This is a genomic window from Keratinibaculum paraultunense (assembly GCF_016767175.1).
Lineage (GTDB): Bacteria > Bacillota > Clostridia > Tissierellales > Tepidimicrobiaceae > Keratinibaculum > Keratinibaculum paraultunense.
The window spans coordinates 752,001-767,507 of sequence record NZ_CP068564.1 but is presented as its reverse complement, the minus strand read 5'-3'; the positions used below and the strand labels follow the sequence as shown (position 1 = coordinate 767,507).

At 28.4% G+C, this 15,507-nt stretch carries 12 protein-coding genes and 2 tRNA genes; 1 reads left to right on the top strand and 13 read right to left on the bottom strand.

Annotation, left to right across the window (positions count from 1 at the left end):
• Positions 1-2: 2 nt before the first annotated feature.
• From rsxC to polA, 7 genes are all read right to left on the bottom strand, one after another.
• Positions 3-1,337, bottom strand: coding sequence for an electron transport complex subunit RsxC (rsxC, locus tag JL105_RS03650; protein WP_132025720.1), 1,335 nt, complete (start codon positions 1,335-1,337; stop codon positions 3-5).
• A 323-nt stretch (positions 1,338-1,660) separates the two neighbouring features.
• Complete coding sequence (locus JL105_RS03645) at positions 1,661-2,710, bottom strand: DNA polymerase IV (protein ID WP_132025718.1); 1,050 nt, start codon at positions 2,708-2,710, stop codon at positions 1,661-1,663.
• Between the two features lie 79 nt (positions 2,711-2,789).
• Positions 2,790-2,873 (bottom strand) — tRNA-Leu (locus tag JL105_RS03640).
• A gap of 38 nt (positions 2,874-2,911) precedes the next feature.
• The gene (locus JL105_RS03635) at positions 2,912-4,669 is read right to left on the bottom strand and encodes a peptide ABC transporter substrate-binding protein (protein WP_132025716.1); all 1,758 of its coding nucleotides are present in this window, start codon (positions 4,667-4,669) and stop codon (positions 2,912-2,914) included.
• 26 nt (positions 4,670-4,695) lie between these two features.
• Positions 4,696-5,349 carry a lytic transglycosylase domain-containing protein gene (locus JL105_RS03630; RefSeq protein ID WP_202690614.1) on the bottom strand — a complete coding sequence of 218 codons (654 nt, stop codon included), beginning with the start codon at positions 5,347-5,349 and terminating at the stop codon, positions 4,696-4,698.
• Positions 5,350-5,367: 18 nt separating this feature from the next.
• On the bottom strand, positions 5,368-5,985 hold the full coding sequence (gene coaE / locus JL105_RS03625) for a dephospho-CoA kinase (protein ID WP_132025714.1): 618 nt from the start codon (positions 5,983-5,985) through the stop codon (positions 5,368-5,370).
• Entirely contained in the window at positions 5,972-8,650 is a 2,679-nt protein-coding gene (gene polA / locus JL105_RS03620; protein WP_337907515.1) for a DNA polymerase I, read from the bottom strand. Before polA ends, coaE begins: the two co-directional genes overlap by 14 nt.
• Positions 8,651-8,812: 162 nt before the next feature.
• Between polA and JL105_RS03615 the strand changes: the two genes are divergently transcribed.
• Positions 8,813-8,901 (top strand) — tRNA-Leu (locus tag JL105_RS03615).
• A 136-nt stretch (positions 8,902-9,037) separates the two neighbouring features.
• Here JL105_RS03615 and JL105_RS03610 read toward each other — a convergent pair.
• From JL105_RS03610 to potA, 6 genes are all read right to left on the bottom strand, one after another.
• A complete protein-coding gene (locus tag JL105_RS03610) occupies positions 9,038-10,669 on the bottom strand; it encodes an MBL fold metallo-hydrolase RNA specificity domain-containing protein (protein ID WP_132025710.1) in 1,632 nt (543 codons plus the stop codon).
• A gap of 30 nt (positions 10,670-10,699) precedes the next feature.
• Positions 10,700-11,665 (bottom strand): dipeptidase, encoded by a 966-nt coding sequence (locus JL105_RS03605; RefSeq protein WP_132025708.1) that lies wholly within the window; start codon positions 11,663-11,665, stop codon positions 10,700-10,702.
• Positions 11,666-11,802: 137 nt separating this feature from the next.
• Positions 11,803-12,849 carry an ABC transporter substrate-binding protein gene (locus JL105_RS03600; protein ID WP_132025706.1) on the bottom strand — a complete coding sequence of 349 codons (1,047 nt, stop codon included), beginning with the start codon at positions 12,847-12,849 and terminating at the stop codon, positions 11,803-11,805.
• Positions 12,846-13,637: an ABC transporter permease gene (locus tag JL105_RS03595; RefSeq protein ID WP_132025704.1), complete on the bottom strand. Its 792-nt coding sequence runs from the start codon at positions 13,635-13,637 to the stop codon at positions 12,846-12,848. The genes JL105_RS03600 and JL105_RS03595 overlap by 4 nt, the downstream gene beginning before the upstream one ends.
• Complete coding sequence (locus tag JL105_RS03590; RefSeq protein WP_132025702.1) at positions 13,631-14,464, bottom strand: ABC transporter permease; 834 nt, start codon at positions 14,462-14,464, stop codon at positions 13,631-13,633. The genes JL105_RS03595 and JL105_RS03590 overlap by 7 nt, the downstream gene beginning before the upstream one ends.
• Entirely contained in the window at positions 14,454-15,503 is a 1,050-nt protein-coding gene (gene potA, locus JL105_RS03585) for a spermidine/putrescine ABC transporter ATP-binding protein (RefSeq protein ID WP_132026250.1), read from the bottom strand. Before potA ends, JL105_RS03590 begins: the two co-directional genes overlap by 11 nt.
• Between the last annotated feature and the right edge of the window lie 4 nt (positions 15,504-15,507).

Here is a 15,507-nt window from a genome sequence, read left to right as displayed (position 1 = left end):
TTTCATATCCCCCTTCTTTTCGCAATTATTTCTCTTTTAGCAATACGAATAGATTCAACTAATGGCCTTTTTGCTGGACATATATATGAACATGCCCCACATTCTATGCAATCAAGAGCATGAAATTCTTCTGCCTTTTCAAACTTTTCTTTCAAAGAATAAGTACTTAAATATAATGGCTGTAAATATACTGGGCAAACTTCAACACATTTACCACATTTAATACAAGAAGAAACTTGTACTGGTTCTGCTTCTTCTTTTGTTAATATCAGTATGCTACCTGTACCTTTAATAACTGGTACATCTATTGAAAATTGACTTATTCCCATCATAGGTCCTCCCATAATTATCTTACCCGGAGCATTTTCTGTAAATCCGCCACATTGTTCTATTATATCTTTAAAGCTAGTTCCTATTTTTACTATTAAATTTTTAGGTTCCTTTATACCTTTTCCAGTAACAGTTACTACTCTTTCATACAAAGGTTTTCCCATACTTATTGCTTCTGCAACAGCTTTAGTAGTAGATACATTGCATACAACAGCTCCTACATCCATTGGAAGTCCACCAGATGGGACTTGACGCCCTAAAATAGCATCTATTAATCTCTTTTCATCCCCTTGAGGATATTTTGCTTTTAAAGATACTACTTTGATACTTTCATAATCCTTACAAACATTTTTTAAAGCTTCTATTGCATCAGGTTTGTTTTCTTCTACAGCAACAATTCCTTTTTTAACTCCTACTACTGCTTTCATAATAGCTCTCAAACCAAATATTATTTTTTCAGGTTCTTCCACCATATTTCTATGATCTGCCGTTATATATGGTTCACATTCAGCACCATTTATTATAATGGTATCAATCTTTTTTTCCGGTGGTGGTGATAGTTTTACATGAGTAGGAAATCCTGCACCTCCCATTCCTGTTATACCAGCTTCCTTTATTATATTTATTATTTCTTCAGAAGTTAATTCTTTTAAACTTTTATAAGGCTTTACTAGTTCATGCAATTCATTTTTCCCATCAGACTCAATGACTACACAATTAACAGTAAGTCCTGTAGGTATAGCCATAGGAGTTATGCTCTTTACAATACCAGATACAGATGAATGAACTGGTGCTGAAACAAAAGCATCTGATTGCCCAATTTTTTGACCTACCTTCACGCTATCCCCAACCTTTACTATTGGCTCACAAGGTGCACTAGTATGTTGATGCAATGGAATAGCTACAACAGAAGGTTCTATAGCCCTTTCTATTGGTTTTTCTCTCGTAAATTCTTTATATCCAGGCACCATAACTCCACCTTTAAAAGTAAGATTTTTCAAACTCATCTTTTTCACCTCATTTTCTCTATTCTTTAATTAATAATCAACAAAAACATTTTTTACTTTTAAACTGCTATAATTAAAAAACACCTTCTAACACCCAAAAGGGCTCATACCACATCTTTTTATAATTTATTATAACATTATTTTAGCTATATGTATACTCTATAGACGTATTGAGATTTTTAACTATATTATATCCAAAGCTAATTATTGAATGAAAATATTATAGTCTAATTTACTAAAGATAAACTTTGCTCATGTTTTGTTATTTTTTCATAATATGTTAATTTACATAATAGTTTATATATATAAACTATAGTTTCCTTTTATATTTTCATACTTAACTGTAAAGGATCCTCAGGATATATTAAATTTGAAAGGATAAGCCCTATAAGTCTAATTTCCTTGTTTATATTAAACTTGTTTAATAATATATATTTCGCTGTATCAAAAATTATATTTTCATCTCTTGTAGGAATACTTAATGTTACACTTCTATTTTCTATAGTAAAATCTTTGTATTTTATTTTTATACTAATGGTTCTAGCTAAGTATCCTCTTTTTTTAAGTTTATTTGAAAGATTAATGGAATAACTCTTTAGAGCCTTGAGTAATACATCTATGTCACACACATCCTTCAAAAAAGTTTTTTCCTCTCCAATAGATTTACTTAAATTATTAGGCTCTACTGGCCTTTCATCTATTCCATGAGAAAGTTCATATATTTCTTTGCCCCATTTACCAAATAATGACATTAACACTTCTATATCATAATTTTGTATATCTCTTACATAATAAATCCCTAGTTTATTTAATTCTCTATTCATTTTAGGACCTACACCCCAAATTTTATTAACAGGTAAAGGTCTTAAAAAAGATAAAATTTCATCTTTTTTTATAATAGTTAGCCCATCAGGTTTATCTGCTTCCGATGCTAATTTTGCTAAAAATTTATTTATAGATATACCTACTGATGCTGTAAGTTTAAGTTCATTCTTTATATCACTTTTTATAGCTTTAGCAATTTCTAGAGCATCTTTACCAGTTACATCTAAAAAAGCTTCATCTATGGAAATAGGTTCATATATTTTAGTATACCTTTTAAATATATTATAAATTTCACTTGATACTTTCTTATACTTTTCCATATTTACTGGTAAATATATTCCTTCTGGGCAAAGTTTTTTTGCAGCTTCTATGGGCATTGCAGAATAAACACCATATCTTCTTGCTTCATAAGAAGCAGTAGATACTACGCCTCTAGAACTTGTCCCGCCAATAATCACAGGCTTACCCACTAATTTAGGATTATCTCTTTGCTCTATTTGTGCATAAAAAGCATCCATATCCACATGAATAATAGATCTATGTGTCATAAGTTATCACCTTAATATGATAATTTGTTTATACTATATTATAAAAATAACACAGGAGAAACGTCTACCTGTGTTTATCTGGTGCAGGAGAAGGGATTCGAACCCTCACGGCTGTGCCATACGCCCCTCAAGCGTACGTGTCTGCCTATTCCACCACTCCTGCAATTAATATTAGTTATACATATACATTATAATACATTTTCATTTTTTATCAACTGTCTCCTGCTGAAATTCTTTAGGTATATACCATTTTTCAATATTTCTATAAATATTAAAAAATGTTGGATCTATATCTCCCATAACCTTTTTATCCACAAGTAAAGCCTCATTTATAAAAAACAAACTTACATAGGGTAAATCTTCATTTATTATAGTTTGTAATTTTTCATAAGCTCTTAGTTTATCATTTCTATTCGCTGAAATAAAAGTTTCAATTAAAGCTTCATCCATCATTTTATTATTGTATCTAATAAAATTAGTACCTGCTTTTATTTGAGTAGAATGAAAAGCAAAAGATAATTCTGGAATTACTGATAAATGCCAACCTAATAAAGCTATATCATAATCTCCTTTTAATATTCGGTTTTTTACTTGCTCCCATTGTTCTTCTCTCATTTCCTCTGTTATATTTTCAGGTATTTTTTCTGGATAATCCTTAACTACAAAAATGCCTATGTCATTCAAATTCTCTACTATCATGTCTGCCACTTTTAATCTTAAAGGATTATATGAATTAGTAATAAGCCTTAATTGAACTTTTTTACCTTGCTCATCTTCATAAAACCCATCTCCATCTACATCTTTCCAACCTAATTTATCTAATTCTTCTTTGGCTTTGGACGGATTGTATCCATAGATATTAGAATCTTCTGATAAAAGCCATGAATTAGGGTAAATTGGTAAATCTGTTTGAGTCCCATGCCCTAAATACACCCTCTGAATTATAGACTGTCTGTCTATCCCATAAGCAAATGCCTTTCTTAGTTTATTACTTCCCTCTTTCCTAAAAATACTATTTGAAAAATTAAATCCTAAAAATTCATAATTAGGCGAAATAAATTCATATATTCTAATTTTATTGTTTTGATCATATTTTTCCCAATCTATATCTAAAGCTGTAGTAAGATGAACTTGTCCAGTTTCAAAAGCTACTAAAGATAATTCATCATCCTCTAACATTTTCCCAACTATACTATCTATATAAGGTCTACCTTCTCTATATTGTTCATAAGCTTTTAAAAAAATAGTTTTATGTTTATCGTATTTTTCAAACATATATGGTCCCGTACCAATAGGAACAAAATCCTCTTCTGCTAATGCATTTATATAGGCATTTTTATCTTCCTTTTCTAATACAAATTTATGTTTTGGTAAAATTGGAAATGTCAATATTTCCAATTCATGACTAAATTTTTTATTAAATATTATATCTATATTATAGCTATCAATCACCTGTACATCTATAATTTTACGTATATCTGAATTTATGAAACTGCCAAATGCATTATCAAACATCTTTTTATAACCAATATCATTATTAGCATATTTAATTGTGTTTATAGTAAAAGCAACATCTTCTGCCGTAAACTTTTCACCATCATGCCACAATACATCTTCTCTAAGTTTAATACTAATTACTCTTCCTCCGTCCTTAACAGTATAATCTTCAGCTAATTGATTTTTAATATTCAAATTATCATCTAACTCAAATAATCCTTCATATATAAGTTTACTAAAATAGTAATAACTTGCATTTTCGTTTATTAAAGGATTTAATGTTTTTATAATAGTTAAAGGAAGTATTAATTCACCACCAAACTCAGGCTTATACTCTTTTTCTACATTTACATCTACATCTAAATCAACCATATGGTCATCTTGAAAATCTTTTTCACATCCTACTGTTACAATTAACATGATTAAAGCCAATATTATAAGTATCACCTTATTAAAATTCAAATCCACTCCCCCTTTTGCCATCTATATTATTTATATATTATAAAAGCTTTAATTAATTTTTTTATATTATGAAATAATATTATAAGCAAAGAACTATTATCATCATTGAGATTTTCAAATTGACCATCATACAATTTCTTGTATATTTCATAATTTTTAATCACTTTCTCTACATATTGCTCTGTTTCCTTAAATGGAATTTTTCTTAAATTTTCTCCATCATCACAATATTTTTTGTCCTCTAGCCACTTACTTACATTACCACTACCGCCATTATAGGCTGCTAATACTAAATATAAATCATTGTTAAATTCTTTGGATAACATATTTATATACCAAGTCCCTATCATTATATTTACATCTGGTTCAAATAATCTATCCAAAGTAAAATTTTCTATTGTTAAAACCTCTGATGCCCATTTGCCTGTAGTTGGGGAAATTTGCATAAGCCCTCGGGCATCTTTAGAAGATATAGCATCTTTATTAAAATTACTCTCAACATTTATTATTGCTGCTACTAAATAAGGATCCACATCAAATTGTTTAGAATATTTTCTAATTATATTTTTGTATGACAGAGGATAGGAGATATTAAAATATAAATTTATAATCAATAACATACTAAAAAATATTGTTAAAAAAATTAGTACATTTTTAAATAATTTACCCTTCCATATCAAAGGTAACCCTCCAAAATCTTATATTATTTCTTTTAAAACTTCATCTACTTGTTCTTCGAGTCTTTTTTTATCTCCTCTATTATCTATAATTCTTGTCACATATCTTTTCTTCATATCTATTGGCATCTGAGACTTAATCCTATAAATTGCCTCCTCTTCACTTATATCATTTCGTCTAATCAATCTATTTAATTGAGTCTTCTCATCTGTATAAACCAGCCATATCTCATCAAATACTATTCCATACTTTTTAAAATTATCTATCTCCTCTATCAATAAAGGTACATCAATAAACAAAATCTTTTCTTTTTCCATATTTCTCTTTATAGTTTCTTTTATAGTTAAAAGTACATGAGGATGCACTATATCATTTAATTTTTTTCTACTGTATTCATCTCTAAATACTAAATTTCCAAGTTTTTTTCTATCTATAGTTCCATCATTTTTTAATATATCCTCTCCAAAATAAGTAACTATCTCTCTATATACAGAAGAATCTTTGCTTACTACTTGTTTCGCTATTTTGTCGGCATCTATTACCTTGTATCCTTTTTCTATTAACATAGATGTAACCGTCGATTTACCAGTAGCAATACCACCAGTTATTCCTATGATTTTACAATTATTGTGTTTCATACCAATTATCCCCTACCTTTATTTCCACCTTTAAGGGCACATCTAATTTTATAGCATTTTCCATAATATTCTTCATAAGCTGTTTTACTTCTTCTAATTCATTCTTATGCGTTTCAATAATAAGTTCATCATGCACTTGAAGTATCAATTTAGATCTTAAATTTCTATCCTTTAATTCTTTATATATCTTCACCATAGCAACTTTTATTATATCAGCAGCACTACCTTGTATTGGAGTATTCATAGCTATTCTCTCTCCAAAAGATCTTACATTGAAATTTTTAGATTTTAATTCTGGTACATATCTCCTTCTATTTAGTATGGTTTCTACATAGCCTTTTTTTCTACCTATTTCTATAATATCTTCCATGTATTTCTTTACCATCTTATAATTTTCTAGATAATTATCTATATATTCCTTTGCTTCCTTTCTAGGTATATTTAAATCTCTAGAGAGTCCATAATCGCTTATCCCATAAATTATACCAAAATTAACTGCTTTGGCCTTATTTCTCATTGCTGGAGTAACTTCATCTTTGGGGATACCAAATATTTCAGAAGCTGTTTTAGTATGAATGTCTTCATCCCGAAAAAAAGCCTCCATAAGTTTTGGATCTTTAGAAAGATGGGCTAACACCCTCAATTCTATTTGAGAATAATCGCCATCTACAAGAACATAATCCTTAGATTTAGGTACAAAAGCTTTTCTAATTTTTCTACCTTCCTCAGTTTTTATAGGTATATTCTGTAGATTAGGTTCAGTACTTGAAATTCTCCCTGTGTTGGTTACCGTTTGATTAAAACTTGAATGGATTTTATGTGTTTTTTCATCTACTAAATTTATGAGCCCATCTATATATGTAGTTTTTAGCTTTACCAGTTGCCTATACTTAAGTATTTTTTCTATAATTTCATGCTGCCCTCTTAATTTATCTAATACTTCTGCATCAGTAGAATATCCTGTCTTAGTTCTTTTTATCACAGGTAATTTTAACTTATCAAATAACACTTCACCTAGTTGTTTTGGAGAATTTATATTAAACTCTTGTCCTGCTAATTCATAAATTTCATTTGTTAAATTATTTATTTGAGATTCAAACTCATCACCTAGTTGTTTAAGTACTTCTAAATCAACTTTAAATCCATTATATTCCATATCCGCTAATACTTCTACTAAAGGTAATTCTACTTCATAGTACAGGCAATCCATTTTCAATTCTTTTATCTTTTCCCTTATTGGTTTTTTAACTCTGTAAACCAAATCTAATATAGTGGAAACATACTTTGCTCTAGTTTCAACTGATAAATCTCCGTAAGTTTTTTTGTGTTTACCCTTACCTAGTAATTGCTCTTCTTCTTTACAAGAGCTATTTAAATATTTCATAGCTAATTGATTAACACTATAATTCGATTGTGCAGGATCTAATATATATTCTCCTATCATAGTATCAAATTCAATACCTTTTATATGGATATCCATCCTTAATAATCCTATTATATCAACCTTCATCATATGACCATACTTTTTTATGTCTTTAGATTCAAAATATTTTTTAAATGTAGTTATGAAAACATCTATATTATTTTCTGAAAAATCAATATAATAAGGTGAATTATCTGCAATCTTTATTCCTATACCTAACATAGAACTTTTCATATAATTTTCATGTTCAAATACAAATTTAAATCCAAATTCTTCATTGGAATCTAGCTCATCTATAATATCTCTAAACTTATTATCCTTTATTAATTTATATTTAACTTTATGAGAAGACTCTTCTTGTATTTTTAATTTGCTATCAGGTATTTTGGATAATAGACTATTAAACTCAAACTTCTTATAAAGTTCAACTAATTTATTCCAATCAGGTTCTTTTATCTTTAACTCTTCCATGGAAATTTGAATTGGGACGTTTTTTATAATTTCCCCTAATTTTTTACTTAAAAATGCAATATTTTTATGTTCTATTAAAGCTTCTTTAGTTTTCTTTCCTCCCACTTCATCTATATTATCATAAATATTTTCAATTGAACCAAATTGTTTCAATAATTTTATGCCAGTTTTTTCTCCAATCCCTGGTATTCCTGGTATATTATCTGATTTATCCCCCATAAGCCCTTTTAGATCTATAAATTGTTCTGGAGTAATACCGTACTCTTCTATAATCTTATCTCTACTATATTCTTCTAACTCTGTAATTCCTTTCTTGGTTATTAAAACTTTTATATTATCTGAAGATAATAATTGTAAATAATCTTTATCACCTGTAACTAATATTACCTCCATTCCATTTTCTTCACCAATTCTAGATAGAGTTCCTGCTATATCATCTGCTTCATAACCTTCCAATTCTATTTGACGAATATTCATAGCGTTTAATATCTCCTTTAGTATAGAAAATTGCAAAGCTAATTCATTAGGTGTCGAGTCTCTATTAGCTTTATATTGTTCAAAAGCTTCGTGCCTAAAAGTAGGTCCTTTCTTATCAAAAGCTACACAGATATAATCTATATCATAATCTTCCTGAATTTTATGTAACATAGTTAAAAATCCATAAACACCATTCGTATAAATTCCATCTTTAGTTGATAATAAGGGTAAAGCATAAAAAGCCCTATGTAATAAGCTATTGCCATCTATAACCATCAATTTTTCTTCACTCACAATACCACTCCTCATATATTATGTTTAAACATTAATATTAATTCACTAAAAACTTACATATTTATAAGTATATAATAAATGTACTTTCTAGTAAACAAATTAAAAATAAAAATTCTTGATTATTTTTAAAATATATGTTATTATTATCTTTGTAAACAATACGCCGAAGTGGTGGAACTGGCAGACGCGTTGGACTCAAAATCCAATGGAGCTCAAACTCCGTGCGGGTTCGATTCCCGCCTTCGGCACCAATTAAAATTTTAAGTTTATAATGAAACCATCTTCTTAATATTGAAGATGGCTTTTTGTGTTTTTATAAACATTTCAGTCCCTTATTTTATTTAATTTACCTTCTATTTTATTTGACATTACATCACCTTCTACAACTTATTTCCCTAATATAATATTTAAATCCATTAAATTTTGTTGTAAATCTATTAATATATTTTTAATAGTGTCATAATTCTTTTCTAATAATTTAGGATCTACTAACTGGAATTTTCTTCTATTCAAAGATTGAAGTTGAAGATATATATCTTCTAACTCTTCTAAAATATCACTTTTTAAAGCATGAGATTCAATTAATTCCCTTTCAGTAAATTCTACAGTTTCTTTTTTAATACTATATTTATCTCCTAAATTAGGTATTATAGTTTCTATATTAAATTCCTTTTCTATTAACTGTGCAAAAACTTCCGATGCATCTTCTTCACCATGAACAATAAATATCTTTTGTGGTTTAGTTTTAAATTTCCTTATCCAATCCATAAGCATTAACTGATCTGCATGCCCAGAAAAACCTTGCAGATCATATATTTCTGCCTTTACTGCTACCTCTTCCCCTAATATTTTTACTTTTTTAGCTCCATTTAATATAATTCTACCTAAAGTTCCTTCTGCTTGATATCCAACAAATACTAAACTGTTTTTTTCATCCCACAAATTATGTTTTAGATGATGCCTTACTCTGCCTCCTGTAGCCATACCACTGGAAGAAATTATAACTTTTGGAAACTTATATTTATTTAATGCTATAGATTCCTTTTGATCTTTTATATATCTTAAGTTTGGAAATATAAATGGATTATCTCCTTTTAAAATAAGTTTTTTTGCTTCTTCGTTAAAACTACTAGAATTAGCTTGAAATGCTTCTGTAGCTAATACAGCCATAGGGCTATCTACATATATAGGAATTTTCATATATTCTTCAATATTATTATTATACTCATAATGCTTATTTAATTCATATATAATTTCTTGAGTTCTTCCTACTGCAAAAGAAGGTATAATTACAGTTCCACCTTTTACTACTGTTCTATTTATTATGTCTACCAATTTTTCTGCACTTTCCTTAAATTTTTCATGAACTCTATTTCCATATGTAGATTCAATTATTAAATAATCAGCACTATCAATATACTCAGGATCATTTATAATTGGTCTATCAGGCATACCTAAATCCCCTGAAAAAACTAATTTAACATATTGCCCATTTTCTTTTATCCATAACTCTATAATAGCAGAACCTAACATATGTCCTGCATCTCTAAACTTAAGTAAGATATCATCATTTATTTTTATTCTTTGATTATATAAATAAGTTTCAAAGAATTTTAAACTAATTTCTGCTTCTTCAATAGTATATAAAGGCTCTATAAATTCCTTACCAGCTCTTTGTCGTTTCCTATTTTCCCATTCCACATCTGCTTCTTGAATTTTAGCAGAATCTTTTAGCATTATTTTACATAAATCATAAGTAGGTTTAGTTGTTATAATTTTACCTTTAAATCCATCTTTTACAAGCTTTGGTATTCTTCCGCTATGATCAATATGAGCATGAGTTAATATTAAATAATCAATATCACGAGGATCATAGGGAAAATCTTCATAATTTAATCTTTCTATTTCTGAAGAACCTTGAAACATCCCACAATCTATCAAAATATTATACTTATCAGTTTTAATTAAATGGTTCGAACCAGTAACCATCTTAGCTGCACCAAAAAATTGAATATCCACTGATATTCCCCCTTGTAAATTTATTATACATTACAAAATATCTCCTATAACTCTAATAGCATTTTTGTATGCAAGTTTTTCAATTAATCTTTCACTCCAACCATATTTTTTTAGAGCATCAAATAGTAAATACATCTTATCAGAGCTATTTATTTCTAAGTTTCCGCCAATTCCATCAAAATCAGAACCTAATGCTAATACATCTTCTCCTCCTACATTCTTTATATGATTTAAATGTTTTACCATAAGTTCAACCTTACTATCTTTTAAAGATATATCTTCATTTAAAAACTGGGGTGCAAAGTTAAGTCCCATAACGCCACCTTTTTGTGCTAAAATTTTAATCATATCATCGGTTAAATTTCTTGGATGAGGTGATAATTCCCTTGAGTTGGAATGAGACGCAATAAAAGGTTTTTTACTAATTTTTGCTACATCATAAAATCCTCCATCTGAAAGATGTGAAACATCTATAATCATACCTATATGATTCATGTATTCAACTGCCTCTTTACCAAAAGGTTTAAGACCTTTATTCATTATATCTAAATCTTCAGAATTTGGATAGCCAAAGCAATTCTCATAATTCCAAGTTAATGTTAATAATCTTATTCCTAAATCGTAATATTCATCTAACTTTTCCAATTTCCCATCTACACTTCTTCCATCTTCAATGGTTAAAAAAGCTGATACTTTTCCCGAAGCATAATTTTTTATTAGATCTTCAGCATTATATGCCATAGAAATAATATCATTATTTTTAGCCACTTCATCTTTCAAAATTTTTGCCAATTTTTTAATATAATCATCATCAGAATCAAACTTTTCTTCTAATGTGTCCTTATCAATTAAAAATATTGCAAAAAATTGTGCCATAGCTTCTGCCTTTTTTAATCTTTTAAAATCTACACTTGCCACTGTATTGGAATATAAACTTTGTCCCTTTTCATCTATGATCTTTAAAAGAGTGTCACAATGAAAATCAATATACTTCATAAAACTTACCTCCTTCATTAATCTTATATCTTTAATGATACTATAACTTATTTTATATATCTATAATAACATAAATTTCTCTATAAATTTTAAAAAAGGGGTATAGTTTGAAATTTAAACTCATACCCCTTAAATAATTATCTTTGTGCTTTTATCTCCAACCATATTTCATCATATACTTTAATAATATCCTTTGGATCTTTAAATATTTCTACATCCCCTATTTCTTCATCAGTAGGATAAGCTACTTTGCTATTTATTATATCCTCTGGCAATAATTCCATGGCTTTGTAATTAGGAGTAGAATATCCAATATAATCGGTATTTCTTGCAGCTATTTCAGGTCTATTCATAAAATTTATAAACTGTTCCGCTAACTCCTTATTTTTGCTATTTTTAGGAATTACCATACTATCAAACCATAGATTAGTTCCTTCTCTTGGAATAACATATTCTAAATTATCATTTTCTCTAATCATGGCTACTGCATCTCCTGACCATACAACTGCTAATGCTGCTTCTTCACCAATCATCATATCTTTTACTTCATCTCCTACATATGCATATACCAAAGGTTTTTGTTTTATCAATTCTTCTTTAGCTTCTTCCAATTCATCTATATTCCTAGAATTCATAGAATATCCAAGTTTTTTTAAAGCTACAGCTATAGAATCCCTTTGACTATCTAGCATCAATATTTGATCTTTGTATTTCTCATCCCATAGTATATTCCAACTATCCACTTCTTCTAAAACCATGTTTTTATTATATATAATACCAAAAGTTCCCCACATATAAGGTACTGAATAATCATTGTTTGGATCAAATTCTAAATTTAAAAACCTATCCTCTATATACTTTATATTGGGAATGTTTTCCTTATCTATCTTTTCTAATAAGCCTTCATTTATCATTCTTTCAATCATATAATCTGAAGGAAAAGCTACATCATAACTAGTACCTCCTTTTTTTATACTTACATACATATCTTCATTGGTTGCAAAGGTATTATAATTTACCTTTACATTAAATTCCTTTTCAAAATCTCTTATTACAGAAGGATCAATATAATCTCCCCAATTATATACATTAAGAACAGGCTTTTTATTACCACAACCAATTAATAGTACACTAATAGTTAAAATTAAACTTACTATAATTAAAATCTTTATATTTCTTGTCATATTATATCGCCTCTTTCACCAATCTTATTTGATGATTTACTATTTATTATTAACAATAATATGAGTAAACTTACAAACATCAAAGTGGATAATGCATTAATAACTGGATTAATTCCCCTTCGTGCCATAGAAAATATAGTAATACTTAAATTTGTAACTCCTGGTCCTTTATTAAAAAAGGATATAACAAAATCATCGATAGATAATGTAAAAGCTATAAGTGCACCCGATATTATACCTGGCATTATCTCAGGAATTACCACCTTCCTTAATGCATAAAAAGGAGTGGCTCCTAAATCCATAGCTGCTTCTGCCAAATGTTTGTTCATCTGTTTAAGCTTTGGCAGTATAGATAATATTACATAAGGTATGGAGAATGTAATATGAGATAATAGCATAGTTAAAAATCCAAATTCCACATTTATAAATCTAAATAAAGTCATCAAGGATACAGCTGTTACAATATCTGGGTTTAATACAGGTAAATAATTTAAATTTAATACTACTTTTTTGCTAATTCCAGGCATCCCATATATACCTATAGCAGCAAAAGTACCAATTATGGTGGACAAAACTGATGATAAAATTGCAATTATTAATGTATAGTATAAAGCCATAAGTATTTCCTCATTTTTAAATAATTCAACATACCATTTTAGAGTAAATCCATTCCATACTCCCCTAGATTTAGAATTATTAAAAGAAAACACTATCAATACAATAATTGGTGCATATAAAAATAAAAAGATTAAAAAAGTATATATCTTTTTTATTCCTTTACTTACCATAGTCTTCCACCACCTTCATTATCTTTATCAAATTTAGACGTTATTGCCATAGTAATTAATATTATAATCATCATTATTATGGATATAGCAGAACCAAAATGCCAATCTCCAGTTCCTAAAAATTGTTGTTCTATTAGATTACCAATAAGCATGTATTGGCCTCCACCTAATAATCTTGAAATTACAAAAGTACTAACTGCAGGCATAAAAACCATAGTAATTCCTGTAATTATACCAGGAATACTTAAGGGAAATATAATTTTTGTAAAAACTTTCATCTTACCTGCTCCTAAATCCTCTGCTGCTTCAATTAAACTTTTGTCAATCTTTATCAATACTGAATATATAGGAAGTACCATAAAAGGTAAAAAATTATATACCATACCTAATAATACTGCTCCATCATTATATATTAAATTTAAAGGTTCTAATCCTAATTTAGTCAATATATAATTAATAAATCCATTTTTCCCCAATAAAGTTAACCATGCATAAGTTCTTAATAAAAAATTCATCCACATAGGTATTACGAATAATAATATCATTACATTTCTCTTTTTTATATTTTCCTTTGAAATTATCATAGCCATAGGGTATCCTAACACTAAAGTAATAACTGTAGACTTTAATGCAAGACTTATAGAACGCCATAATACATCTATATATCTAGGATCTAAGAATTTTTTAAAATTATCCAATGTAAATTGAATATTTCTTATATCCCCATCTCCTGTAGTAAAAGAATATAAAAGTATTAAACCTAAGGGTACTACTATAAATATGATCATCCATAAGATATAAGGATAGGCTATTCTCTTAGTCCTCATATTGATCCACCGCCTTCTTCATTATGTGAATATTCTCAGGAATTATATTCATTCCTATTTCACTACCTACAGGCTTCATGATAGTGCTATGAATCATCCATTCAATATTTCCATCTTGCACCAATATTTCATAATGAACACCTTTAAAGGTAACAGAAGTAACTATTCCCCTTAGTTGCCCTTCATCTGGAGAAGTTATTTCCAAATCCTCAGGTCTAATTACCACATCTACATTCTCTTTTTTATCAAATCCTTTATCTACACATTCAAATATTCTTCCAGCAAACTCTACCACATAATCTTCATGCATAATTCCATCCACAATATTACTTTCTCCTATAAACTTAGCTACAAAAGCATTCTTAGGTTCATTATATATATCAACTGGTGTACCAATTTGTTGGATAGTTCCTTTATCCATCACCACAATTGTATCAGACATAGTAAGTGCTTCTTCTTGATCATGGGTAACATATATGAAAGTAATACCAACCTTTCGCTGCATCTTTTTAAGTTCAGTTTGCATCTCTTTTCTAAGCTTTAAATCTAAAGCACCTAAAGGTTCATCTAATAGTAATACCTTAGGTTCATTTACTAAAGCTCTAGCAATAGCTACTCTCTGCTGTTGCCCACCGCTTAGGGAATCTATAGTTCGATTTTCAAATCCCTGTAAATTTACTAATTTTAACATTTCTTTAACTTTAATTTTTATTTTATCCTTTGGAAGTTTTTTTATTTTTAATCCAAAAGCTATATTTTCAAATACATTCATATGAGGAAATAGAGCATATTTTTGAAACACAGTATTTATTTGTCTCTCATAAGGTGGTAAATTAGTAATATCCTTCCCTTCAAAAATTACCTGACCTTCAGTAGGTTGTTCAAATCCTCCTATAATTCTAAGAGTAGTAGTTTTACCACATCCGCTTGGACCTAATAATGTTAAAAATTCATTTTTCCTAATATATAAATTTATATTATTAAGAACTTGAACTCCATTATACTCCTTTGATATATTTTTTAAGTCTATGGCATGAATTTTT

Excerpts from the sequence above, each read along its gene's own strand:
- rsxC (WP_132025720.1), bottom strand. The coding sequence starts at position 1,337 with ATGAGTTTGAAAAATCTTACTTTTAAAGGTGGAGTTATGGTGCCTGGA.
- JL105_RS03645 (WP_132025718.1), bottom strand. The coding sequence starts at position 2,710 with ATGACACATAGATCTATTATTCATGTGGATATGGATGCTTTTTATGCA.
- coaE (WP_132025714.1), bottom strand. The coding sequence starts at position 5,985 with ATGAAACACAATAATTGTAAAATCATAGGAATAACTGGTGGTATTGCT.
- JL105_RS03605 (WP_132025708.1), bottom strand. The coding sequence starts at position 11,665 with ATGAAGTATATTGATTTTCATTGTGACACTCTTTTAAAGATCATAGAT.
- JL105_RS03600 (WP_132025706.1), bottom strand. The coding sequence starts at position 12,849 with ATGACAAGAAATATAAAGATTTTAATTATAGTAAGTTTAATTTTAACT.
- JL105_RS03595 (WP_132025704.1), bottom strand. The coding sequence starts at position 13,637 with ATGGTAAGTAAAGGAATAAAAAAGATATATACTTTTTTAATCTTTTTA.
- JL105_RS03590 (WP_132025702.1), bottom strand. The coding sequence starts at position 14,464 with ATGAGGACTAAGAGAATAGCCTATCCTTATATCTTATGGATGATCATA.